General features: G+C 29.1%; 26 protein-coding genes. 8 read left to right on the plus strand and 18 right to left on the minus strand.

The window, feature by feature from the left end:
• Nucleotides 1-9 precede the first annotated feature (9 nt).
• From QIA27_RS01340 to mnmE, 10 genes are read right to left on the minus strand one after another with little or no spacing between them, the layout of a single operon-like run.
• Nucleotides 10-2016 (minus strand): SH3 domain-containing protein, encoded by a 2007-nt coding sequence (locus QIA27_RS01340; RefSeq protein WP_301403709.1) that lies wholly within the window; start codon nucleotides 2014-2016, stop codon nucleotides 10-12.
• Nucleotides 2010-2597 carry a tetratricopeptide repeat protein gene (locus QIA27_RS01345; RefSeq protein WP_301353464.1) on the minus strand — a complete coding sequence of 196 codons (588 nt, stop codon included), beginning with the start codon at nucleotides 2595-2597 and terminating at the stop codon, nucleotides 2010-2012. The genes QIA27_RS01340 and QIA27_RS01345 overlap by 7 nt, the downstream gene beginning before the upstream one ends.
• Nucleotides 2579-3565 carry a vWA domain-containing protein gene (locus QIA27_RS01350; RefSeq protein ID WP_301386255.1) on the minus strand — a complete coding sequence of 329 codons (987 nt, stop codon included), beginning with the start codon at nucleotides 3563-3565 and terminating at the stop codon, nucleotides 2579-2581. Before QIA27_RS01350 ends, QIA27_RS01345 begins: the two co-directional genes overlap by 19 nt.
• Nucleotides 3562-4563 carry a vWA domain-containing protein gene (locus tag QIA27_RS01355; protein WP_301403486.1) on the minus strand — a complete coding sequence of 334 codons (1002 nt, stop codon included), beginning with the start codon at nucleotides 4561-4563 and terminating at the stop codon, nucleotides 3562-3564. Before QIA27_RS01355 ends, QIA27_RS01350 begins: the two co-directional genes overlap by 4 nt.
• A complete protein-coding gene (locus QIA27_RS01360) occupies nucleotides 4550-5449 on the minus strand; it encodes a hypothetical protein (RefSeq protein WP_301353467.1) in 900 nt (299 codons plus the stop codon). Before QIA27_RS01360 ends, QIA27_RS01355 begins: the two co-directional genes overlap by 14 nt.
• Nucleotides 5450-5452: 3 nt before the next feature.
• Nucleotides 5453-6328 carry a DUF58 domain-containing protein gene (locus QIA27_RS01365; protein ID WP_301353468.1) on the minus strand — a complete coding sequence of 292 codons (876 nt, stop codon included), beginning with the start codon at nucleotides 6326-6328 and terminating at the stop codon, nucleotides 5453-5455.
• 15 nt (nucleotides 6329-6343) lie between these two features.
• Nucleotides 6344-7336, minus strand: a complete 993-nt coding sequence (locus QIA27_RS01370) for an AAA family ATPase (protein ID WP_301353469.1) — start codon at nucleotides 7334-7336, stop codon at nucleotides 6344-6346.
• Between the two features lie 60 nt (nucleotides 7337-7396).
• The gene (rsmG, locus tag QIA27_RS01375; RefSeq protein WP_301403487.1) at nucleotides 7397-8023 is read right to left on the minus strand and encodes a 16S rRNA (guanine(527)-N(7))-methyltransferase RsmG; all 627 of its coding nucleotides are present in this window, start codon (nucleotides 8021-8023) and stop codon (nucleotides 7397-7399) included.
• The gene (mnmG, locus tag QIA27_RS01380) at nucleotides 8020-9885 is read right to left on the minus strand and encodes a tRNA uridine-5-carboxymethylaminomethyl(34) synthesis enzyme MnmG (protein WP_301403488.1); all 1866 of its coding nucleotides are present in this window, start codon (nucleotides 9883-9885) and stop codon (nucleotides 8020-8022) included. Before mnmG ends, rsmG begins: the two co-directional genes overlap by 4 nt.
• A 2-nt stretch (nucleotides 9886-9887) precedes the next feature.
• On the minus strand, nucleotides 9888-11282 hold the full coding sequence (gene mnmE / locus QIA27_RS01385) for a tRNA uridine-5-carboxymethylaminomethyl(34) synthesis GTPase MnmE (protein WP_301403489.1): 1395 nt from the start codon (nucleotides 11280-11282) through the stop codon (nucleotides 9888-9890).
• Nucleotides 11283-11363: 81 nt separating this feature from the next.
• Between mnmE and QIA27_RS01390 the strand changes: the two genes are divergently transcribed.
• The 5 genes from QIA27_RS01390 to csrA are packed head-to-tail and all read left to right on the plus strand — an operon-like array spanning nucleotide 11364 to nucleotide 15672.
• Complete coding sequence (locus QIA27_RS01390) at nucleotides 11364-11858, plus strand: flagellar protein FlbF (RefSeq protein WP_301386258.1); 495 nt, start codon at nucleotides 11364-11366, stop codon at nucleotides 11856-11858.
• Nucleotides 11859-11869: 11 nt separating this feature from the next.
• A complete protein-coding gene (gene flgK / locus QIA27_RS01395; RefSeq protein WP_301353474.1) occupies nucleotides 11870-13753 on the plus strand; it encodes a flagellar hook-associated protein FlgK in 1884 nt (627 codons plus the stop codon).
• A gap of 2 nt (nucleotides 13754-13755) precedes the next feature.
• On the plus strand, nucleotides 13756-15030 hold the full coding sequence (locus QIA27_RS01400) for a flagellar hook-associated protein 3 (RefSeq protein ID WP_301386260.1): 1275 nt from the start codon (nucleotides 13756-13758) through the stop codon (nucleotides 15028-15030).
• Between the two features lies 1 nt (nucleotide 15031).
• Nucleotides 15032-15424 carry a flagellar assembly protein FliW gene (gene fliW / locus QIA27_RS01405; protein ID WP_301403490.1) on the plus strand — a complete coding sequence of 131 codons (393 nt, stop codon included), beginning with the start codon at nucleotides 15032-15034 and terminating at the stop codon, nucleotides 15422-15424.
• A gap of 2 nt (nucleotides 15425-15426) precedes the next feature.
• Nucleotides 15427-15672, plus strand: coding sequence for a carbon storage regulator CsrA (csrA, locus tag QIA27_RS01410; protein WP_004790391.1), 246 nt, complete (start codon nucleotides 15427-15429; stop codon nucleotides 15670-15672).
• On the opposite strand, the gene tsaB is transcribed toward csrA, so the two are convergent.
• The 6 genes from tsaB to infC all read right to left on the minus strand — a co-directional run bounded on the left by tsaB (nucleotide 15656) and on the right by infC (nucleotide 18336).
• Entirely contained in the window at nucleotides 15656-16309 is a 654-nt protein-coding gene (tsaB, locus tag QIA27_RS01415) for a tRNA (adenosine(37)-N6)-threonylcarbamoyltransferase complex dimerization subunit type 1 TsaB (protein ID WP_301403491.1), read from the minus strand. The two genes, csrA and tsaB, sit on opposite strands and share 17 nt — an antisense overlap.
• Nucleotides 16302-16715: a tRNA (adenosine(37)-N6)-threonylcarbamoyltransferase complex ATPase subunit type 1 TsaE gene (tsaE, locus tag QIA27_RS01420; RefSeq protein ID WP_301386262.1), complete on the minus strand. Its 414-nt coding sequence runs from the start codon at nucleotides 16713-16715 to the stop codon at nucleotides 16302-16304. The genes tsaB and tsaE overlap by 8 nt, the downstream gene beginning before the upstream one ends.
• Complete coding sequence (locus tag QIA27_RS01425) at nucleotides 16712-16972, minus strand: hypothetical protein (RefSeq protein ID WP_301353479.1); 261 nt, start codon at nucleotides 16970-16972, stop codon at nucleotides 16712-16714. Before QIA27_RS01425 ends, tsaE begins: the two co-directional genes overlap by 4 nt.
• A 213-nt stretch (nucleotides 16973-17185) precedes the next feature.
• On the minus strand, nucleotides 17186-17533 hold the full coding sequence (rplT, locus tag QIA27_RS01430; RefSeq protein WP_301353480.1) for a 50S ribosomal protein L20: 348 nt from the start codon (nucleotides 17531-17533) through the stop codon (nucleotides 17186-17188).
• 19 nt (nucleotides 17534-17552) lie between these two features.
• A complete protein-coding gene (gene rpmI / locus QIA27_RS01435) occupies nucleotides 17553-17753 on the minus strand; it encodes a 50S ribosomal protein L35 (RefSeq protein ID WP_301353481.1) in 201 nt (66 codons plus the stop codon).
• 22 nt (nucleotides 17754-17775) lie between these two features.
• Nucleotides 17776-18336, minus strand: a complete 561-nt coding sequence (gene infC / locus QIA27_RS01440; RefSeq protein WP_301353482.1) for a translation initiation factor IF-3 — start codon at nucleotides 18334-18336, stop codon at nucleotides 17776-17778.
• Nucleotides 18337-18533: 197 nt separating this feature from the next.
• Here infC and QIA27_RS01445 point away from each other — a divergent pair, with 197 nt between their 5' ends.
• Both QIA27_RS01445 and QIA27_RS01450 read left to right on the plus strand, forming a co-directional pair.
• On the plus strand, nucleotides 18534-19187 hold the full coding sequence (locus tag QIA27_RS01445; RefSeq protein ID WP_301386264.1) for a hypothetical protein: 654 nt from the start codon (nucleotides 18534-18536) through the stop codon (nucleotides 19185-19187).
• A gap of 1 nt (nucleotide 19188) precedes the next feature.
• Nucleotides 19189-19929, plus strand: a complete 741-nt coding sequence (locus QIA27_RS01450) for a hypothetical protein (protein WP_301386265.1) — start codon at nucleotides 19189-19191, stop codon at nucleotides 19927-19929.
• A 55-nt stretch (nucleotides 19930-19984) separates the two neighbouring features.
• Here the strand turns inward: QIA27_RS01450 and QIA27_RS01455 are convergent, their stop codons facing one another.
• Both QIA27_RS01455 and QIA27_RS01460 read right to left on the minus strand, forming a co-directional pair.
• Complete coding sequence (locus QIA27_RS01455) at nucleotides 19985-20794, minus strand: TatD family hydrolase (protein WP_301353485.1); 810 nt, start codon at nucleotides 20792-20794, stop codon at nucleotides 19985-19987.
• Complete coding sequence (locus tag QIA27_RS01460; RefSeq protein ID WP_301353486.1) at nucleotides 20791-21930, minus strand: tetratricopeptide repeat protein; 1140 nt, start codon at nucleotides 21928-21930, stop codon at nucleotides 20791-20793. Before QIA27_RS01460 ends, QIA27_RS01455 begins: the two co-directional genes overlap by 4 nt.
• Before the next feature lie 338 nt (nucleotides 21931-22268).
• Here QIA27_RS01460 and prfA point away from each other — a divergent pair, with 338 nt between their 5' ends.
• The gene (gene prfA / locus QIA27_RS01465; RefSeq protein WP_301353488.1) at nucleotides 22269-23342 is read left to right on the plus strand and encodes a peptide chain release factor 1; all 1074 of its coding nucleotides are present in this window, start codon (nucleotides 22269-22271) and stop codon (nucleotides 23340-23342) included.

The raw sequence follows: 23342 nt of genomic DNA on the forward strand, positions 1-23342 counted from the left end.
ATTTATTTTTTAAATCAAATTATCTTTTAAAGACACAACAAAATTTTTGTGAATCCAACCCTGAAGTCCATAACTTGTTTCAATAAGAACAAAATCGTCTTTGCTGTCAAGGATATAAACACTCGCATTCCCTTTTAAAAATCTCCAACTCCTTGAAAAGTTGTCAGGAACTTTATAAAGGGAGACTAAATCGCCTTTAATTATTCCTACCTCAGATTGTTGCTCAGAATAAAAATAATATGTTTCAAATATAGTAAAACAAATCGCAGAAAAAAGTAAAAATATAATTATTTTTTTTAAATTTTTTGCTAAAAATCTATAAGAAATAGATACGACTAAAAAATTTATTAAAAATAAGCTAATAATAAAAAAAATATTAGAAAAGATAAAACTATTGTTACGAATACTATCTGTAACTCCATTTTTAGCTTCAATTAAATCAATCACCTTATAGGGAGCCTCATTATTTGGAGAAGCCAAAAATGCCTTATAAGCTGAATAAATAGCATCAAAGTCTCTATCCATTTTACTTAAAACAAGAGCTCTATTTAGCCAAAGTCCTGAATAATTTGGATATTTTTTAAGAATATTATCAATCTTAATAAGTGCCGCATCATAATTTTGGGTATTATAATTTTCAATTAAATCATTTATATTTTTTTCTGACAATAGGCCATCATTTACAGCATTTAAACTAATGCCAACAGCCAATATTAAAATAACTATCCCAAAACTTGATGCTGCAAAAAATTTTTTATAGCTAATTAAAATAGCCAAAGATAATAAAAATCCCGGAATCAAAAGTAAATAATAGTATGAAACAAAAAATAAAAACGTTTTATTTTTGTAATTCAAAATATCAGCATAAGATAGCAGTTTAAAATCAGAATCTACATTATTCTGTATTTTGTTTATGTTATTAAACCCTCCCAAATATTCATACTTCAATTTTTTTCCTTTAAGGGTATAAACTGTTCCATTATCGGGATCTAAATAATTAAAATCACCAATATTCAAAAACACACTGCCTTTAGTGCCGGGCTTAACTGTATAAATTTGAGAAATACTGCCCTTGTACCCACTTTTAGAAGGTTTAAAACTGTAATTTTTCTTTTTATTAAGAATTTTAGAATTATAAGTTTCAATCTCTGGAAAGTAAAAATGTGGAAAATTCCCTTGACCTGTAATTTTTATTAAAATAGTAAATATATCTTGCTCAATTGTCGAATAAGTTGGGGTCTCATAATCAATTCTAAAGGTTCCCACTGCTAGAGATTTAACCTCTTTGGGAATTGGTTTAACTTTTAATAAAAGCTCGGGGGTTTTCCTAACAAGGCCAGAATCAATATTAAAAGAAAAGCTAGGAATTAAAACATTTTTCGAATCTTTAAGAGGAGTTAGCACAAAGTTATAAAAAGGTACATCTAAAATTTCTTTATTATTAAAAGTTCTATATTTAATATCCCCAAATATAGGCATCTTTTCAACCATTGCATCCTTAATAGCAGGCAAAAATACAGACATTTCATTAGAATTGCCATCTGAGAGCCAATTTGAACGCAAAACAAGCCCAATGCTTTGATATTCATAAACCTCTTTTTCATCAAGATCCCAATATAAATCAACTGGCAAACCAAAAGAATCTATTTCATCGGCTCTTAGAACACTAACTTCAACCTCTGAGGATAAATAGAAATCACCCTTATAAATTACTTTTAATGGGGGAATCTTAATAAATCCTAGATCCTCAAAAAGATACTCAACTTTAATCTCAACAAAAGAAAGGTTATTATTATCCGTTTCCCTAGATATTGACAAAACATTAGAATTGGATTGAACTTCTTTATTAATTTCAACTTTTAATAAACTTATATCAATATCTTGCAAAGGATTGTTAAGCCTTACAATCTGAATAAATTTGTCACCTTTTAAAACTTTAATATTTTGAACAAAATCAATACCCGTAAGAGAATAAAGTCTTGCGATTGAAAAAAAATAAATAAAAAATATTACCAATCTTCTTTTGGAACAACCAGGCTCTCGTCTATTTTTCTCAACCATACAACCCTCTCAAGATTTTCAATATACCTTAAAAAATTTTCATTGCTTTCAACAAAATTTTTACTTTTTTCTACACTTAAAGAATTCAAACTATCACGCACTGTTCGCTTTTTTATTATTGCAAGTTCAAGATTATATTTAGCATTATAGCTGCCAGGATTAATTTTCAAAGCCTCCTTAAAAGCTATCTCGGCCTTATGATAAAGCCCTTGATTATAGTATATTATTCCCTCGTTATAATTGACACTAAAATTTAAAAAAATATCATTGGTTTTCTTTGCATAAGAGAATATTCTAAGAGAACTTTCATACTCACCCAAAGAATAGTATACAATACCAAGATTGTAATATCCCCAAGCAGAATATTTTTTATCCTCTACAAGATTGTAATAATTTGAAATTGCATTTTGGTAATTTCCTCTAACATATTCATAATTGCCAATAGCCATTAAAGACATCGACTTAACATTTGAACAAGACAAAAAACTTAAACACAAAAAGCAAGCATATAAAACTGCTAAAAAGTTTCGTCCCACTTTATCATCCTGACAAATAAATACATAAAAATAAACAACAACGAAATAACCAAAAAAATTTTATACCTTGATACATCAACTAGTATAATATCATTTGACGTTCTTCTTATTATACCATTTCTTATATCATTGACAACAAAGTTAATCCCTTTCAAATACAAATTATAATATGATCCTTTAAGAGAAGCGGCAAGAAGAAGTAAATTTTCTTCATTTATCACAGTTTTAACAAGATTTCCATTTTCATCCTTAATACTTAAGTTATGATCAAACAAAACGGGATTATTCCCTCCAATCCCAACCACAAAACTTTCCAACTTCAAATTATTGACAAATTTAGAAAACCTATAATAATTATTTTCTCCCCAATCATCACCATCTGTTAAAATAACTAAAAAATTATAATAAGAGTCATCTTGTATGCTAGAGATTACACTAAAAACAGCATCTCCTAAAAAACTCCCAGGGGAGCTTATTAAATCGGGCTCTATATAATTCAACATCTTGTTTAAACTGTTTTTATCCTTAGAAAAAGGCAAAACCAATATAGGTTTGCCTTTAAAAATAGTCAGGGAATATTCTGCACTCTCAAAATTGCTTAAAATTAAGCTAATCATATTTTTAGCACTCTCAAGCCTATTAATAATTTTACCTTCATCCACACTTAACATGCTACGAGAAATGTCAAAAATAAAAGAAATTCTCAATTTACTTCTCTCATCCTCAACAGCTTTTTGTCCCCAAGAAATATCCAAAATGGATAAAATTAGGAAAATCAAGCTAAAAATAAAAAATATTGTCATGAGAACTTTTTTAATGTAGTAATTTTGAATATAAGAATTGTCTCCATACATAAAGCTTAAGGTTTTAAAAAACGGAATATTTCGTCTAAAGTTAAGCACACACACAAAGAAAATCCACATTAAAATTAAAAAAAAGTATAAAGCGCTATAATTATTTATACTCATAGTATCTCTTTTAAGAAAATTTTTGAAAAAATAAAATAAACAAGCAATAGGCAAAACGCTAAAACCAAAAATTCTTTATAAATATCTTTATTGTCCACGGCTATTTTAATTTTTCTCTCCAAATTTTCCTTTTTTGAAAAATCTTGAATTGCAAATTGAAAAGAAAAATCATCATTAACAGAATAAAAAAGTCCTCCTGTTTTATTTGAAATCTCAACAAGCATGCTAGGATCATAAACCTCTTTCAAACTTCCTTGATAAAATTTTCCAGATCTTAATTTAAACTCAACACTAAATTCCTCAAAACTCCCAATACCAATAGAATAAATCTTAACATTTAAACCTTGAGCAAGGTTAATTACTTGATCTTTATAAATCTCGTCTGAATTAACAACCCCATCTGTTAAAACCACTATTGATCTTTTAGGAGCTTCAGAATACTTTAAATGAGACAACGCAATAGAAATGCCTAATCCTAAAGCAGACCCATTGCCCAGATCCATAATATAAATATCATCTAACTTTTTATTAAAAAAATCTCTATCTGTTGTTATAGGCACTACTATTGAAGCATCTTTTGCAAAAGCTACCAAGCCAATATTATCATTTTCACGTTGAGAAATAAAACGTTTAATCAATTCTTTTGAAAACTCAAGTCTATTCTTAGAAGAAAACTCAACAGCCCCCATACTAGGCGATATATCAAGAACAATGACAATGTCAGCACCAGCACTAAGATGTATCATCTTCTTTTTTGAAACCGAAGGACCTGCTAAAGCAAACACCATAACCATTGCAGCTAAATATAAAAAAGTATAAGTAAAAAAATACATCAAATTTAATTTATAATCCTTAAGCTTTAAAGAATTAAAATTGCCATAAAGCGATATTGGAAACTTTATCTTGCCCCCTCTATTTTTAAAAAAATGATTAAAATAAATTATTAAAGGAAAAATTACCAATAAAAATAAATACAAGGGCTCATTAAATGTTAACATTAGCACCTCTATTAAATTCTTCAAAATTCGATGCTGCAGTTTTTAAATCCTCTAAAACAAACGGCAAGCTATCAAATGTTAAATCAACACCACTAAATTTACTAAAATCAGAAAGCCTTAACGTATTAATAAAAGTTGAACGAATCTCGTAAGGAACCTTAAGATCTTGCAAAATTATAGAAATTTCTGTTGTAGTAATCGCATTAAAGTCGAAACCTGTTTTTTTAGATAAATAAACCCTTAAAGAAGAATTTATTAAATTATAAAATGTACTTTGATCCCCACCTTCTCTAACGTATTTGGACAGCATAACAAACTGTCTTTGCAATACTTTATAAGGCTTTCTAAGTCCATGCTTAACTATCAGGTAAATTAAAAGTCGATTTAAAAGCTTTAAAAGCTTAATAATCAAATAAGGGATCAAAAATAAAACAAGAATAAATAAAACCAAATAAGTACTTGTTCCAGGAATAAATAAAACGCCTTCTATATTTTTAATTTTAAAATCAGAATTATTAGATACTAGTTTGTCTGTATTGATTTTTACATTTTCTAGAACAACTTTATTTTTTTTACCATTGCTAATTACATCCCCAATATAAATAGAAGGAAGAGAACTACTTCCAATATAAAAAGAAACAAAATTAACTATTATTTCATTTGTTACATTATTAAAGCTAATCGAATTTACTTCAACAAATTCATCTTTAATCTCTTTAAAATCTACAGGAAAAAATTCCTCACCAGCATCTAAAATTAATGAAACTTTAAAATCAACAGAATCACCCACATAATAACGAGTTGGCATAAATATTTCATTCTTTATTTCATAAGAATGTAAAAATAAGGTTGAAAAAAGAAAAAGATTTAAAATAATTCTCTTCAAAACCTATGATCCTTTTTTAAGAAGAATTTTAAGTTTTTTAAAAACATCTTCTTTAGTATCAATCTCAATAAAACTAATATTTTTTTTAATACACTCTTTTTTCCATTTTATTTTATCAAGCGTCCAATAGTTTTTATAACCACTTAATGTCAACTTGCTAAACCCCGAAACCAAAAAATTTTCTCCGGTTTCAACATCTTCGCAAATCAAAGTTCCAATTTTAGGAAAATTTTCATCAAAAAAATCTGTAATTCTTATAGCAATAACATTATGTCTCTTGCTCAAAACATTTAAAGATTTGAAATAAGCATTAGCCTTAAAATCAGAAATAATTATAACCAAAGATCTTTTTTTATAATATTCTGCCGTATTTTTAAAAATATAAGCTAAGCTACTACCCGGCTTAAGATTTCTATTGATCGTTTCACTTAATATCAATCCTAAGTGTGAATGACCTTTGCTAGAGGGTATGAACTTGTCTGTTCCACTTGAGAAAAAGGTAACACCTATTTTATCATTATTAAAGAATGCCATATGTGCAAAAATAGAAACCAACAAATCCTGAACATCCTTTTTATTTACCTTACCCCCCAAGCTCATGGAAAGTGAATTGTCTACAAGAAGATGAAGATTCATTCCCCTATCTTCTTTGAAAACCTTTGAAAAAATACTATCGGCTTTTGAACTCACATTCCAATCAATAAATCTAGCATCATCAGAATCTTCATACGGTCTAAATTCATGAAATTCAAGACCAAGTCCTTTAAAAATTGAACGATAGCCACCAAAATTAAGCTCTGAAAGCATTTTTCTTGAAAAGAACTTTAAAGCTTTTATCTTAGTTTTAGTACTACTACTTATCTCATTATCTTCTATCATTTAAAAAATTATTTCCTAAGGAAGCGCTACAGCAGAAAGAAGCATTCTAATAATATCATCAATACTCATTTCCTCTACCTCTGCCTCGTAAGATGGTGTAATTCTATGCCTTAATACACTGTAAGCTACAGCTTTAACATCTTCTGGTAGAACAAATATTCGACCCTCATAAAGAGCATTAACACGAGCACACTTTAATAAACTAAGAGAAGCCCTGGGAGATGCACCAAATTCAATATATTTGGCAAACGGATAAGTTTTCTTATCTCTCTCTCGAGATGCAGAAATTAAAGTAACAATATAAAGCATTATTTTGTCATCAACTTTTACCCTGCCAACCGTTCTCTTAATATCAGCCAAAGAATAAGCATTCATAACCTTTGCAACTTTAATGTTTTCAAGACGTCCATCCACTGAAAATATTTTCAAAAGTCTTACTTCATCCTGCACTGATGGATAATGAACATTGACTTTTAATAAAAATCTATCAAGCTGAGATTCTGGCAAATTATAAGTCCCCTCTTGCTCTATTGGATTTTGAGTAGCAAGAACAAAAAACGGATCCGGAAGCCTATGAGTTTCATCTCCAAGAGTTACTTGTCTTTCTCCCATAGCCTCAAGAAGAGCAGATTGAACTTTTGCAGGAGCCCTATTAATTTCATCTGCTAAAATAATATTTGAAAATACTGGACCTTTTCTAACCTTAAAAGTCCCTGTAGCACTTTTATAAACCATATTACCCGTAAGATCAGAAGGCAAAAGATCTGGAGTAAACTGTATACGCTTAAACTCTAAATCAAGAACATCAGATACAGTTTGAATTGCAAGAGTCTTGGCAAGACCTGGAACCCCTTCAAGCAAAACATGCCCCTCTGTTAAAAGCCCCATTAAAATAGCATCTATCATTTCTTTTTGACCAAGAACCCTACTTGAAACCTCTCTTCTAAATTTATTTATCAAATGTAATGCATTCTCTACTTCTGAATCTATCTGAAAACTACTCTTCATAATACTCCTAGTCAAAATCACTCTATCTAAAATATAAATTGAACCTAAACGATACTAATATTATTTGTAAAGTAAAACCAAATTTCTGTCTACGCTTAATTTTGGATTTAAAGACTTTACTTCTATTTTGCTAAACAAATCTTTTATTTGACTAACTTCAAGGTTAATTTTATCAAATTTACCCTTATATGCCATAATCAAGCCTCCATCCTTTAAAAGATTCTTTAAAACTAAAGCATATTCATTCATACTTCTAAAAGCTCGAATTGTAATAAATTCGTACTTCTTTTTTTCTCTTTCAATCTCATATTCTAAAATTTTTACATTTTCTAAATCAAGTTCTAATTTTATCATTTTCAAAAAAGTAGACTTTTTTTTACTTCTCTCTAAAAGATAATATTTTCTAGAAGTGTCAAAAATAGCCAAAATAATACCTGGAAATCCAGCACCACTTCCAACATCAAGAATTTCAGAAGGATTAATCTCTTTAATAGTAGGCAATCCCAAAAAAGAATCTATAACGTGTAAATTAAGAATAGCATTGAAATTACTATTGCTATTTGAAATTAAATTAAATCTGGTATTTAAAAGTAAAATTCTCTTTATATATAAATCTATTTTTTGAAGATCTTTGTAAGCGAACTGAAAATTAAACTCTGACAAAGCAAATTCAATATTACTTATCATAAAGAAAAATTTAGAACTACCTTATTTTTAGGATTTGAAAAATATATAAACAAAACAGTAATATCAGTATTTCTTATTCCAGGAATTCGACTTGCTTGAGCAAGAGTAGCTGGTTGCACCTTGGAAAATTTCTCTCTAGCTTCTCTTGAAAGGCCTTCAATAATCTCGTAATTAAAATCAAATGGAAGCTTGACAAGTTCTAGATTATGAAGTTTTTTAATCAAGTCTTTTTGTCTATTAATATAACCTTCATATTTAACATCTAATTCAACTTGCTCTAAAATTACTTTTGAATCATTTAAACTTGGATCGATCTTTATCAGATTATCCAAACTAACAGAAGGATCTTTTAAAATATGATAAAAATCTTTGCTAACATGCTTTTTTAATTGTTCATCAGCAACATCTTTTAAGCTAAGACGCCTTTGCCTTAAAAGCTCCTTTATCTCTTCAACTCTCCTTTTCTTAAAAAGATATCTTGAATATCTCTCCTCATCAACAAGTCCAAGATCATATCCAATCTTAATCAAACGCTTATCACTAGTATCGTGCCTTAAATTAAGTCTGTGCTCAGCCCTAGAAGTAAACATCCTATAGGGTTCTTTAGTTCCTTTGGTAACAAGATCGTCAATAAGAACTCCAATATAAGAACTAGTTCTTGTTAAAATCATTGGCTTTTTATTTTGAAGTCTAAGAGCAGCATTAATTCCAGCCATTAAACCTTGAGCTGCTGCTTCTTCATATCCTGAAGAGCCATTGGTCTGACCTGCTATAAAAAGCCCTTTAACTCTTTTGCTCTCAAGATTTGGATAAAGTTCAATTGGATTTATATAATCATACTCAACAGCATAGCCAGGCCTTGTAATAACAGCATTCTCAAGTCCTTCAATACTATTAATCAATTTTTGCTGAACATTTTCAGGCAAAGAAGAACTAAGACCATTAAGATACATTTCTTCCGTATTAAATCCTTCAGGTTCAATAAAAATTTGATGTCTATCTTTATCTTTAAACTTTACTATCTTATCCTCAATAGAAGGACAATATCTTGGGCCATTACCTACAATTTCGCCGGAATAAAGGGGTGACAAATGCATATTTTCACTAATTATTTCGTGTGTTCTTTTATTGGTATAGGTCACGTAACATGAAAGTTGAGATTTGTCTAACTTGCCATTTGAAAAAGAAAAGGGGATGATATCTGAATCTCCAAATTGAACCTCAGTCTTTGAAAAGTCTACACTTTTTCTATGAATTCTTGCCGGAGTGCCCGTTTTAAGCCTACCCATTTCAAATCCAAGACTAAGCAAAGTTTTATCAAGTCCATAAGCAGAAAATTCAGCAAGCCTACCCATATTAGCTCTATACTCACCAATAAATATTTTACCTCGAAGAAACGTTCCTGTTGTAAGCACCACAACACTTGCTCTAAACTTATTACCTCTCTCTGTAACAACACCTTCAATTTCATTTCTCATAGAATTAAGAAGAAAATCAACAACTGTATCTTGAAAAAGATCAAGATTGTCTTGACGCTCCAAAGTTTCTTTGGCCTTGGTTTGGTACATTAATTTATCAGCTTGGGCACGTGGAGCTTGAACTGCAGGACCACGACTTTTGTTTAAAACTCTAAACTGAATCATGCTAAAGTCAATAATACGGCCCATTTCACCGCCAAGAGCATCAATTTCTCTAACCATATTGCCCTTAGCAAGTCCGCCAATAGCAGGATTGCAAGAAAGCTTACCGATTGTATCTAAATTTTGAGTAATCATTAAGGTTTTAAAATTCAACCTTGAAAGAGCAAGAGCAGCTTCAATCCCCGCATGCCCTCCTCCAATAACAATTGCTTCAAAATCCATATTTATTTCCCCAAACAAAAATTCTTAAACATATTGTTAAGAACATCTTCACTGCTAACTTCTCCTGTTATTTCCCCTAAACAGTTAATAATCTCATAAGCATCAAATGCTAACATATCATAACTTACTTGGCGATCAATTTTACCCAATAAATCTACAATCAAAGCATAAGCTTTTTCTAAAAGTTGCATCTGACGTCTTGATGATATTATTATATCATCAAGTCCAACCTCTACTCTCTCATAAGAGATTAGCGTCTTTATTTTGTCATAAAGAATATCTATTCCTTCCAAATTTTTAGTGCTAATCATTATCAAATTTGAAGAATTTAAGACACTAGAGCGAACAAATTCTTCAGTGGATTTATTTATTTTTAAATCTATCTTATTTAAAACGAACAGTATTTTACTATTAGACTTATTTTTATCAATAAATAAGATATCGTCTCTTGTTAAATTTGAATTAACATCGATCATATAAATTACTAAAGATGCTTCTTTTATTAAAGAATTACTTTTCTCAATTCCCAATCTCTCAACAAAATTGTCAGCATCTCTAAGCCCTGCTGTATCAAAAAGATTAAATAAAATACCCTCAAGCTCAAAACTTGCTTCAATATAATCTCTTGTGGTACCAGGATATGAAGAGACAATTGATCTATCTTTTTTGAGAAATAAATTAAATAACGAAGACTTCCCAGCATTAACAGAACCTGCTAAAACCAAAGTAACCCCATGATCGATTTTTTCATAAATCTTATAAGAATTAATTAATTTTTTAAGCTCAGCTTTACTGTTTAAAATCAAGTCAAAAGGAATGCTAATCTCATGGTCATCAACCTCATAATCAAGATAAACACTAACAGCTGAGAGAAAATTTAAAATACTTTTTTTTATTGTATCTATTTTAACAAACAAGGCTCCAGAAAGTTTATTAACTGCAAGAGAATAAGTTTTATTGGTCTTGGCAAAAACAATCTCATTAATTGCTTCTGCCTTTGTAAGATCAATTTTTTTAGCAAGAAATGCACGTAAAGTAAACTCACCAGGCTCAGCCATTCTAAACCCACTTTTTAAAAACAAATCTATAATTTTTTTAATTCCAACCATAGAACCATGAGCCATAACTTCAATAGCATCTTGCCCCGTAAAGCTCTTTGGAGCTCGATACAAACACACAACAACTTCATCTACCTTGCAATTATTCTCATTATCTAATATATAACCATAATGAATAGTATTCCCAGATGCCGAATTAAGAGCTGAATGATTTGAAAAGATTTTAGAAAACTTAGAAATGGAAGAAGCCCCGCTACTACGAATCACACATAAAGCGCTACTTAAAAAAGGAGTTGCAAGAGCTACAATATCATCATCTCTCTCAAAAAGCTTACTCATACCTTAATGTATTATAACACAATAAAAAACAAAGTTGATTTGTAAATATATTTGCAATGACTTATAATTAACTTTATAAAAATGAAAGCAAAACTTGAAATTGAGCTAAGAGAAATTTTAAAAAAAGAAATTCTCTTGGTAGAAGAAATATATAGCGCATACTTAAAAATAAAAGAAAATATTGACAATAAAAATGAAATGGGGCTTAAAGAGATTGTAAATAAAACAAAAATATCACTTGAAAACTTTAAAGAAATTGAAAGCGAAAGAGACGAAATTTGGAAAAAATTTACCAAAAATGAAAACTTTGGGTCAACTTACGAAGCTATAGAAAAATTAACTACAATTTGCAAAAAAGAAATATACGACTATCTACATAAATTGAAAATTGGAATACTGAATATCAAAAATTTAAACTACATAATACAAAACTATGTAAACACATCCCTTGACATGTTATCAATAATATTTCAAGATATCCAAGAAAGTGTAGAAAATGTAACTTACAAAAACCCTTACGGGCCAAAAATTGGATGCTCAAACGAAGCTTCCGTTTTAATAAATAAAAAACTTTAAAGGAGTTTAGAGTGGATTCAACATTCTCAGGAATAGAAATTGGCAAAAGAAGTTTATTTGCACACAAAGATGCCATGAATACAGTTGGGCACAATTTATCCAATGCTACAAAGCCCGGATATTCAAGGCAAAGAGTAACAATGAAAACCGTAACCCCTCTTTATGCTCCACAACTAAATAGAGCCAAAAAGCAAGGACAACTGGGTCAGGGAATCATGGTCCAATCTATAGACAGAGTAAAGGATGAACTACTTAACACAAGGATCATTGAAGAATCTCACCGACTAGGATACTGGACTTCGCAAGACAAGTTTATATCAATGCTAGAAGATGTTTATAACGAACCTGAAGATCAATCAATAAGAAAAAGATTAAATGATTTTTGGGAAAGTTGGCATGATCTAGCAAATCAACCACAAGGTTTAGCAGAAAGAAAGATAATTCTAGAAAGAGGCAAATCTTTTTGCGAAGGAATAAGAAGCAGATTTCATTCTCTTGAAAGAATTTACATAATGGCAAATGATGAAGTAAAAATTACAACAGATGAGGCAAACAATTACATTAGAAACATTGCAAATCTTAATAAACAAATTTCAAAATCTCAAGCAATGAAAGACAATCCAAACGATTTAATGGATGCAAGAGATTTAATGGTTGAAAAATTGGGAAATTTAATAGGCATATCAATTGAAAACAAACAAGATCCCAATGAATTTTTAATTCACTCAGAAGGAAGGCACCTTGTACAAGGTTCAATTGCTAATGAATTTAAACTAGAAGCTGCAAATGGACCTACCAGGACCAGATGGAACATTTTATGGGCAAATAATGACAAAGTTAACCTTAAAACGGGAAAGCTGGGATCTTTGCTTAACATAAGAGATGAAGAGATTAAAAATGAAATCGATGAACTGAATAATATAGCTGCCAACATTGTAGAGCTTGTTAACGAAATACATGAAGTAGGACATGGAATGGATAAAAAAAGTGGGAGAAGCTTTTTTTCTCAAGAACTAAAACTAACTGATGATCGCGGTAGATATGATACTAACGGAAATGGTCAATTTGATTCCGTTCATATTTTCAAAATTAATAGTACAAACGAAATATTTCCAGAAGAAAAATTGGGATTTTACGGAACTCTTAAATTTGAGGCTACGAATAGCAATGAGATAATAGAAATACCTTACAATGCTCCAGATACAGTTCAAGATGTGATAAATAAAATAAACAATTCCAATGCACAAGTTACAGCAAGAATTAACTCAGAAGGCAAGCTTGAAATAAAAGCAGTTAAAGAACAAGAAAATGAGAACATAACATTTAAAATCAAACATATAGAAGATTCTGGCTTGTTTCTAACAAAATATACAGGGATATTAAATGAATCTGGGCCTGAGGGGGCTTATGATTATAAAAATATTGACACAACAGATAAATTAACACCTAACTCTACTTATTCAATCTCACCCCTAAAAAATCCTGCGGCATGGATAAAAGTTGCAGACACAATAGACTCAGATCCTTCAAAAATAGCAGCAGGAATCAAAAATCCAACAAATGAAATATCTATTGGAGATAACCAAGCAGCACTGAGAATCTCCTCTTTCGGAAATTCTCAGATTATGATTGGTAAAAATTCAACATTAAATGATTACTTTGCAAATACAGCATCAAATATAGCAATAAAAGGACAAATATCAGAAATAACAAAAGAAAGCCAATCTCAAATATTAAAAGATTTAACAGATTTAAGACTGTCTATTTCTGGAGTAAATAAGGATGAAGAACTTGCAAATATGATCGAATTTCAACAAGCTTTTATTGCAGCAAGTAAATTTATCACAGTTTCTGCTGAACTAATAGACACAGTAATAAATAAAATGGGAGTATAAGCATGATAAATAGAGTAAGTCATCCATTAACATATGAAAATTTAAAAACCTCTGCAGCAGAGCAAGAGTCCAAAATTACAAAACTTTTAGAAAATTTATACAAAGGCGGCAAAAGGATTGTAAAACTAAGAAACGATCCAACAGGCGTTACTCACGCAATAAGACTAGATAATGACATATTTAAGCTAAATGTATACATAAAAAACATTGGTGCTTCTAAAAGCAACCTACGGTATACAGAAGGATACTTACAATCTCTTGCAAATATTTTAACACGAGCTAAAGAAATTGCCATTCAAGGAGCAAGCGGAACTTACGAAGCAGATGACAAAAAAATGATATCAAAAGAAGTAAATGCTTTGCTTGAAGATGCTGTTGCAATAGCAAACGCTAAAGGACCTGATGGATACAGTATATTTTCGGGAACCAAAATTGATAGCGAGGCATTTAAAGTAACCAGAGAGAACAAAATAAGCAAAATAAGTAAAGACGGTGAAGGCCCTCAAATAATCAAAGTAGAATACAGCGGCAACCAAGCTGAAAAAAAAACAGAGGTATACAATGAAGTACACATGTCAAACAATTACCCTGGAAATGAAATATTTTTCTCACAAAACCAACATATTATCTCATCAATAAACACTAATGGGTTTACTGTAAAAGAAAATACAAAAATTTATATTGACAACATTGAAATAGGACTAACAGCAGGGGATACTGCTCTTGACATTGTTGCAAAAATAAATGAATCTTCGGCGCCTGTTGAAGCAAGCATTGATCCAGTTTTAAACTCATTATCTATTAAAACTACAACTCCACACCAAATTTGGATAACAGAAGAAAAAGAATCAAATGTTTTACAAACACTTGGAATACTTACTAAAAACAATGATACTAAACTACCTCCCTACAACCTTTCTAGCAGTACAGAAGTTAGAAGCAGATCCATTTTCGATGCTCTTATTGAGCTTAGAGACACACTTTACAATAATAAAGAAGAGCTTGTTGGAAGTAGAAGCCTGGCAGAAATTGATGAAAGTTTAAAAAGATTACTTATATCAGTTGCAGATCTTGGAGCAAAAGAAAATAGACTTGATAGAAGCTATGAAAGAATAAGCAAAGAGGCTGCAGACATGAAAGAAGATATGGTCCAATACACCGATCTTGACGTAACAAAAGCAATAACTAATTTAAATATGGCAAGCTTAGCTTATCAAGTATCTTTAGGAATCTCCGCTAAAATAATGCAAACAACTTTATTAGATTTTATTAAATAGAATGATACATGAAAAAAGTATAGAATTTGATTTCCCTGAAGGGATACTTGGATTTGAGAACATTAAAAAATTTATAATAAAAGACTCTAAATATAAGCCTTTTTCTATTATGCAATCCATAAATAAAGACGTAAGTTTTTTAGTGACATCTCCTTTTAATTTTTTAAGCGAATACTTACCAAATATCCAGGAAAAAGATTGGTTGGACATTGAGGCAAAAGCAGAAGATGAAAAAGTTATACTATGTATAATCAATATGCACGTTAATGATTATAAAGACATTACAGCTAACCTAAAAGCACCAATCATAATAAACAAAAAAAAATTACTTGGAAAACAAGCTATATGCACAAATGAAAAATACTCACTACACCATAAAGTTTTCAAGGAATAAAAATGCTAGTATTGTCAAGAAAAGTAAATGAAAGTATTAAAATAAACTCTAACATTGAAGTTTTAATATTAGAGATAAAAAAGGATACTGTTAAAATAGCAATTAAAGCTCCTGAAAACATTAAAATATTTAGATCTGAAATTTATGAATTTATTATAGAAGAAAATAAAAAATCAATACTAAAAGACAAACACAATATCGGCAAGATTAAAAGTCTATTCAATCACTATTTCAAGAATGAAAATTAAGCTCTGCATCACTTTGTCTTACATAAAGAGGTCCCGACAAAATATCATCGCTTTTGCGATTTTTTAAGTATTTAGCTATCCCAAGTTCTGTTAAAATTTTTCCAAACGAACTTAAATTTTCATTGATTTTAAATTTATAATTGAATTCTTTGCAAACATCCTCAAGATTGTTCCCAATAAGCACTGAATTTGAATCAATCTGAGTTAGATATTCAAATAAATCTTCCTTAGAAAAACACAAAATCTTCCCTATTAATTCGCAATTTTTATAACGCCCAAGAAAATATTTACCGGCAGTAAAAGTTAATACAATTACATTGGAACTGTTTTTAGCCGAATTTGCAAAAACATCCAATGTAGGAATATTGACAAAGGGAATAGAAAGGCCTAAGGCAAGACCTTTGACAAAACTTAAACTAATTCTAAGACCAGTAAAAGAACCGGGTCCACAAGAATTTATAATTAATTCAATTTGATTAATATCGATGTTATTTTTAATTACAAAATCATTGAAAATTTTTGGAATACTAAAATTAGAATTCGATTTAAATTCAACTAATGAAAAATCCTTATTATTAATTCTACAATAAATTATTAATGCTTTATATGAATACTCAAATGCAAGTGCATTAATCATTTAATTCTATAATCCTGCCTGAACCAACTATTTTAAAAGTTAAAGAAAATAATCTGTCTTTTGGAACAATACTCAAAGCAATTTGTGGCCATTCAATAGCAATAATTGAATCAAGATCCATAAGTATTTCCAATCCTCCAATAAGTTCAAATTCTTCTAAAGAAAATACCCTATATAAATCAATATGATAAAACTTAAAATCTACAAAATCATAAACATTGAAAATGTTATAAGTTGGACTTGTAAAATAAGAAATTCCAAGGTTAAGGGCAAGTCCCTTTAAAAAACTAGTTTTTCCAGACCCCATATCACCAATTAAAGCAAATATTTTACCAATAGGCAAAGGATAAAAAAAAGATTTGGAAAAATTTATCATTTTTTTTTCTGATTTAAATTCCAAAATCAAGAAAGCTTCCCCTTAAATTCCAAATCAATTACACGCCTTTTAATTGCAACCATTAACTTTAAAACGGGATAATTCAAAGGATCTACAAAATCAATAGTGACATGTTTTTCTCCTAAGGGTGTAGCCTCAATAACAAACTTTACTTTTTTGGTTTCCAACACGTCGTTATACTTATAAACAACATCAGCAAAATATACATTTCTATAATGAATAAAACTTTCTTGCTTTTCAATATTATTAAGAGAAACAAGTTGCACAATAACAATCCTTAAAATAAATCAAACTCCCAAAAAGCCAACATAAGAACATTTTTATTTAGCGCTATTTTTCAAGGCGGAATTTTTATTCTTAACCTTTGAATTGCATTTAGCTATCATCGACTAAAAATTTTCAAATTCCTAAATTTAATGAGATGTCGCAAAAAAATAACTCCAATTCTTAAAATTAAACCCCCCAGGAGTTTTAATTTTTCATTTTCTTATTTCTAAAACAATTGCTTTAAAAGCTTCAGCATCTTCAATTGCCAAATTAGACAAAATTTTTCTATTAATTTTTATATTAGATTTCAATAAACCCTCAATAAATCTTGAATAACTAACCCCAGTATCACTTAAAGCAGCCGAAATTCTTGAAATCCACAAGCGCCTGAAATCTCTTTTCCTAGCTTTTCTATCTCTTGTAGCATACATCATACCCTTTCTCAAGGTATCCTTAGCTTTTTTATAGTTACTCTTTTTTGTACCCCAAAACCCTTTTGTTTTTTTTAAAATTCGCTTACGCCTTGCAACATGCACTGTGCCGTTTTTAGCCCTAGCCATATCTATCTCCTAAAATATTTTAACCATAAGGTAATAAAGTTTTAATTCTTTTAACTTCAAAACAAGAAATATTGCCCAATTTCCTTAAATTTCTCTTACGCTTAGAAGACTTTTTTGTCAAAATATGCCTTAAATTTTGCTTTTTATACTTAACCTTACCATTTACAGTAAAAGAATACCTTTTTTTTGCACTTTTTCGTGTTTTCATTTTACTTGCCATTTTATCCCCTTTAATTTAGCATTTATTTTTTAAACTTAGGCGCTACAATCAAAAACATTGTTTTACCTTCCATTTTAGCTGCAGACTCCAAAACGTAATTCACATCTCCTACTTTTTCAAGAATACTATTCAAAATACCATATCCTAAATACGTATGAGCAAGTTCGCGACCTCTAAATCTTATTGTAACCTTCACCTTATTACCCTCTTTGAGAAAAGTTAAAATGTTTTTTGATTTAAAATCAAGGTCATGAGTATCTATCTTGGGCTGCATTCTGACTTCCTTAAGCTTAATTACTTTTTGATTCTTTTTCTGCTCTTTTTGACGCTTTTCTTGATGAAATTTATATTTTCCATAATCAATAATCTTGCAAACCGGAGGAGACACATTGGGAGAAACCTCAACCAAATCAAGTCCAGCTTCTTTTGCTTTTTTAATAGCATCCTCAATTAATAAAACCTCTTGTGTTCCATTTTCAAAAATAACTCTTACCTCGCGAGCCTTAATTCTGTAATTAATTTTCAATTCTTTGTCATTTGATCTGGACCTATCCCTATCTCTATTGGCATTTCTATTTATCATCTAAAAATATATACTCCTAAAGCAATTAATAATTAACATTAATACTTAATTCTAATATACATTCACCAAAAAGTAAATTCAAAGAATAATGTTTGCAAAAATTAAAAACATTAATAAAAAAATAAATATCCAAATCACACAAGTTTTTAACCAATCAATTGATTTAAAAAACATTTAAAAGTAGAATTATACTTGCAATGAATTTATTTTTATTAACGAGCCTACCATTAATATTAAAAATTTATATGAATACTCAATTAAAACAAAGTAAAACAAAAAATACTCAAGCCCATGTTTTAGTAATATTTTTTGCAATAACAATTTTTTCTTTTCTTTATTTAACTCAAGAATTTATTCTATACAGATCATTTGAATTAAATTACACATCAAGAATAAGCCTAGGAATTTCAATATTTATCAAAGAACATTTATACTACTATATATTCCCACTATTAATATTTATATTTTTTTTTACTCTAAATGAAAATTCTTCATTTAGAAAAAATTTAACAATTCTTATACATTTTGCATTTGGATTAATATTTTCTAAAAACCTAGAAATAGCAATCCTAAATAGCAAAATTTTTGGAATCTATGAATACATTGAATTACCAATAATTAATACAATAGAGTTAATATTTTCAGCCATAATCTTTGAAAAGACAATTAAAAAATGCCAAAAATATTCGGTAAAAGAATACAAAATCATCCTTTCTCCTATTCTATTTTTAGGATTATGTATTGCAACCTTGAAAACATTAATTTTAACCAATATGGGTATCTATACATTAATAATATTTGCATTGGTTTTAATATTTATAGCAATTAATAATAAATATGCTAGGAAATAAAATGCCTAGTCCAAAAACACTTGCTATAATAGCACTCTTAATAATTTTAACACAAGGGTGCAAAGAATCTTCCATTATTGAAAAACAATTTAATTACGCAATAATTTTCTCGGATGCAACCGAATATTTTTTTGAAATTCAAAAAACTCCATTCATAAAAAACGAAATACTATTTATAAATGACAAAAACTTAGAAATTGTAAAAGATAAACTCAAAACAACAAAAAAAATACTATTAACCCACAAATCAAATAATGAGCTATTAAATAACGAAATTCTAAAAGAGAAAATTTTTTATCTATCAAAAATAAAATTTTCTCTAAAAAAATCTATTGATTTTCTGCTTAATGGAAAATCAATAAACTTGCAAAAAACATTGTTATTTAGAGACAAATCTCTAAATAACGAAGATCTTGAATACTTGGAAAAAAATGGTAAAGAAAAAAACGTTAATATCACCCTAATAAACGAAACAAACATATCCTATATAAAAACATTCATTACTCCCCAAATAAAAACAATAATATTATTCTCTTTAAGAGATAATAATATTATTTTAAAAAGGATATCAAATTCACCTTTTTTCAAAAATATAAACTTTGTACTAATTGGTAATACAAGAAAAGACTTAAAAATTATTAAGCTAAAATATATAATCACTCTTAAAGAATCTGATTTGATAAAAATAGTAAAAGATGTTGAAAAAGATTTTCAATATGAATTTAACATTTACAAACAATGAGAATTATTAAATTTGCAACTAATAATAAAATATGCAAACTGTTTAAATAAACAATTTAATGCAACAATAGAAGATCTTTAAAACTATTGTATACGGCAATAGCAACATCATTAACAGAGCAATTTTTAATCCTTGCAATCTCAAGACATACATATCCTAAAAACAAAGGCGAATTTATTTTACCTCTTAATGGCACTGGAGCTAAAAAAGGACTATCCGTTTCTATTAAAAGATCGTTGGTATTTAATTTGCTAGCAACAATCCTCAAAGGTTCTGCATTTTTAAAAGTTATATTACCTGAAAAAGAAACTTTAAATCCCAAATCAATAAATTTCTTAGCACATTCATAATTTCCTGAATAACAATGCAATATACCCCTATTAAAAAAATTTAAAGACCTTACAATATTATAGGCATCATCATAGGCATCTCTTATATGCAAAATAACTGGCTTTTTATATCTATCAGCCAAATACAATTGCTCTTCAAAGGCTTTAATTTGAAATTTCTTGTTATCTGCCTTAAAATAATCAAGACCTATCTCACCAACAGCAACAACATTCTCATTAATCAAAATATTTTCAAGCTGCTTAATATCATCTTTAAAATTATCACCTAAATTTAAAGGATGAATACCTGCTGTTAAAAACACATTGGAATAAGGGCTTAAAAGATTTTTCCTATCATTAAAATCACTAGGGTGCAAACCAACGTCAAGAAAATAAGAAAATCCGTTTTTAAAACATTCATTAATAATATAATTGACATCCAGGGACTTTTTCTTTAATTCATAAAAGTGAACATGAGTATCTATTAATTTATCAAAAAAAATAGATTTTTCAGTTTCAAGTAAGCAGTCCATCATTCCATTTTTTTCCTAAGAGCCGTAAGATAGTCAATAACAACAATATTTTTCATGCCAAGATGCAAAAAGCTTGATAAAATATCAACAGCATTTCCAATCTGTCCTAATGCCTCATAACATTCAGCAGCACTAACATATAATGCTGAATTTTTAGGATTGTTTTTAATTAAGCTTTTAATAGCTATTAATGCTTCTTCATATTTACCTTGCTCCTTTTGAAGAAGGGCAAGTCCAAGTATAGCAAACATATCAAAATCAACATCAAGAGCCTTTTTATAATAAATTTGAGAATTTTCATAATCATTCAAATAACGATAAGCATCTCCTATCCTTGTAAGAACCAAATTATTTTTTGGATCTTTTTCGATAATATCAAACCAATACTTTAAAGCCTCTTTATACTCCTTATTCCCCCTATAACAATCAGCAAGTCCAAAAACAGCATAAAAATTGCTAGGTGAAATTTCTAAAGCTTTTTGAAAAAAATAAATTCCTCTGGTAAATTCCCTTAGTTTACGATAACAATTGCCAATTGAAGTTAATACTCTAACATCAACCTTGGATTGATTTAATTCGTACATTTTAAGCCAATACTTCAAAGCCTCTTTATATTCTTTAAAGTCGTAATATAAATGGCCAATCCCCACAAGCGCATAATCATTCTCAGGCATTAATTCCATTACCTTAAGATACGTTTGCTTAGATTTTTGAAAATTTTTTAGCTTTCTGTAAGATGACGCAACTCTTGTTAAAACCGTTATATTCTCAGGATCATATTTTAAATACTCTTCCCATATCTCTGTAGCTTTTTTATAATCATCCAAATTTCTGTAACAATCTCCAAGTCCAAAAAGAGCATAATTATTGTTTGGATGCTTTACTAGACACTTTTGATAATAAACTATTGCTTTATCGTAATTATTCTTCTTCCTTTCAATATCCCCAAGTCCAACAAGAGCATAATTATTCTCATTATCCTTTTCAAGGATATCAGAAAACAAACTTTCTGCTTCAGGAAGCCTTTCTTCTTTGATCAACTGATACCCTCTTTTTGATTTCTCAGTGACATCAAGAAGCTGATCATCAGAAATGTTTGAGAGATCCTCTAAAGCATCCAAAATTTTTTCATTTAACATAAATACCCCTTTTAAATCGGTTTATCAAAGATATAACTTTAACTACCTTGAACACACCACAAATAATAATACGCAAAGCTCAATTTATATACAAATACAACAAAAATTAATCTAACTTTAATATCCAACTTAATAACATTTATTATATAAAAAAACATGAAAAAATATAATTGATTTTTTACTCAAGCTTATTCTATTTATTCCAATAAAAGCAGTTTTAAAAAATCATATTGAAATAAAACATAAAAATGCGCATCCTAACATGAAACTTGCCAAAAAGTCTAACAAAAAAATCTAAAATTAATATAAACTATTACTATCTTTCAGGAGAAATCATAATGTTTTTAGAAAAATTAAATTCAGCAACAAGTAAGATTAAGTCAATAGAAGAAAAATTGCAAGATATAAACCTAATTAAAAATCAAAAAGAATATTCTAAAATAATAAAAGAATACACACATTTAGAAAAAATAAATACTAAAAAAATTGAATACGAAAAAATACTAAGTCAAATCAATGATAACAAAACCATCTTAGAAAAAGAAGAGCAACAAGAGATGAAAGAACTAATAAAACAAGAGCTAATTGATCTGGATAAAAAAAAAGAAGATCTTGAACATCAAATAAAAATACTACTTTTACCTCAAGATGAAAATGACAGTAAAAACATAATAATTGAAATTAGGGCTGGAACAGGCGGAGAAGAAGCCGCTCTTTTTGCAAACAATCTTTATAGCATGTATATAAAATATTCAGAGAAAAAGAAATGGAAAACAGAAATCATAAACTTTAATGAAACAGAACTTGGGGGATTTAAAGAAATAATTTTTGAAATCAAAGGAAAAGATGTTTTTAAAAAATTAAAATACGAAAGTGGTGTTCATAGAGTGCAAAGAATACCTATAACAGAGTCTAACGGAAGACTTCAAACCTCGGCTGCTACTGTAGCGGTACTACCTAATATTGAAGAAACTGAAATTGATATCAATGAAAAAGATTTAAGAATTGATGTTTACAGATCATCTGGAGCTGGTGGACAACACGTCAATACAACCGATTCTGCGGTTAGAATAACACACTTACCAACAGGAATTGTCGTACAGTGCCAAAACGAAAGAAGTCAACATAAAAACAAAGATCAAGCAATGAAAATATTAAGAGCAAGGCTTTATGAATTTGAAGATTCCAAAAAACAAGAGCAAAGATCAAACAATAGGAAACAGCAAGTAGGCTCAGGAGATAGATCTGAAAGAATTAGAACCTATAATTTCCCTCAAAATAGAATAACGGATCACAGAGCAAACATCACTCTTTATAAATTAGAAGAATTTATGCAAGGAGAACTTGATCAGCTTCTTGATCCCTTGACAATAGAGCTTCAAGAAGAAATATTAAAAAGCAACAACATATAG

This window comes from [Borrelia] tanukii (genome assembly GCF_030439725.2).
Taxonomy (GTDB): domain Bacteria; phylum Spirochaetota; class Spirochaetia; order Borreliales; family Borreliaceae; genus Borreliella; species Borreliella tanukii.

Coding starts and splice junctions, on each gene's coding strand:
- fliW (WP_301403490.1), top strand. CDS start 15,032: ATGATACATGAAAAAAGTATAGAATTTGATTTCCCTGAAGGGATACTT.
- tsaB (WP_301403491.1), bottom strand. CDS start 16,309: ATGATTAATGCACTTGCATTTGAGTATTCATATAAAGCATTAATAATT.
- QIA27_RS01390 (WP_301386258.1), top strand. CDS start 11,364: ATGAAAGCAAAACTTGAAATTGAGCTAAGAGAAATTTTAAAAAAAGAA.
- QIA27_RS01400 (WP_301386260.1), top strand. CDS start 13,756: ATGATAAATAGAGTAAGTCATCCATTAACATATGAAAATTTAAAAACC.
- csrA (WP_004790391.1), top strand. CDS start 15,427: ATGCTAGTATTGTCAAGAAAAGTAAATGAAAGTATTAAAATAAACTCT.
- rsmG (WP_301403487.1), bottom strand. CDS start 8,023: ATGATAAGTAATATTGAATTTGCTTTGTCAGAGTTTAATTTTCAGTTC.
- rpmI (WP_301353481.1), bottom strand. CDS start 17,753: ATGGCAAGTAAAATGAAAACACGAAAAAGTGCAAAAAAAAGGTATTCT.
- QIA27_RS01355 (WP_301403486.1), bottom strand. CDS start 4,563: ATGTTAACATTTAATGAGCCCTTGTATTTATTTTTATTGGTAATTTTT.
- QIA27_RS01460 (WP_301353486.1), bottom strand. CDS start 21,930: ATGTTAAATGAAAAAATTTTGGATGCTTTAGAGGATCTCTCAAACATT.
- rplT (WP_301353480.1), bottom strand. CDS start 17,533: ATGGCTAGGGCTAAAAACGGCACAGTGCATGTTGCAAGGCGTAAGCGA.
- QIA27_RS01450 (WP_301386265.1), top strand. CDS start 19,189: ATGCCTAGTCCAAAAACACTTGCTATAATAGCACTCTTAATAATTTTA.
- infC (WP_301353482.1), bottom strand. CDS start 18,336: ATGATAAATAGAAATGCCAATAGAGATAGGGATAGGTCCAGATCAAAT.
- prfA (WP_301353488.1), top strand. CDS start 22,269: ATGTTTTTAGAAAAATTAAATTCAGCAACAAGTAAGATTAAGTCAATA.
- QIA27_RS01455 (WP_301353485.1), bottom strand. CDS start 20,794: ATGATGGACTGCTTACTTGAAACTGAAAAATCTATTTTTTTTGATAAA.
- QIA27_RS01445 (WP_301386264.1), top strand. CDS start 18,534: ATGAATTTATTTTTATTAACGAGCCTACCATTAATATTAAAAATTTAT.
- QIA27_RS01350 (WP_301386255.1), bottom strand. CDS start 3,565: ATGAGTATAAATAATTATAGCGCTTTATACTTTTTTTTAATTTTAATG.
- QIA27_RS01370 (WP_301353469.1), bottom strand. CDS start 7,336: ATGAAGAGTAGTTTTCAGATAGATTCAGAAGTAGAGAATGCATTACAT.
- mnmG (WP_301403488.1), bottom strand. CDS start 9,885: ATGGATTTTGAAGCAATTGTTATTGGAGGAGGGCATGCGGGGATTGAA.
- QIA27_RS01365 (WP_301353468.1), bottom strand. CDS start 6,328: ATGATAGAAGATAATGAGATAAGTAGTAGTACTAAAACTAAGATAAAA.
- mnmE (WP_301403489.1), bottom strand. CDS start 11,282: ATGAGTAAGCTTTTTGAGAGAGATGATGATATTGTAGCTCTTGCAACT.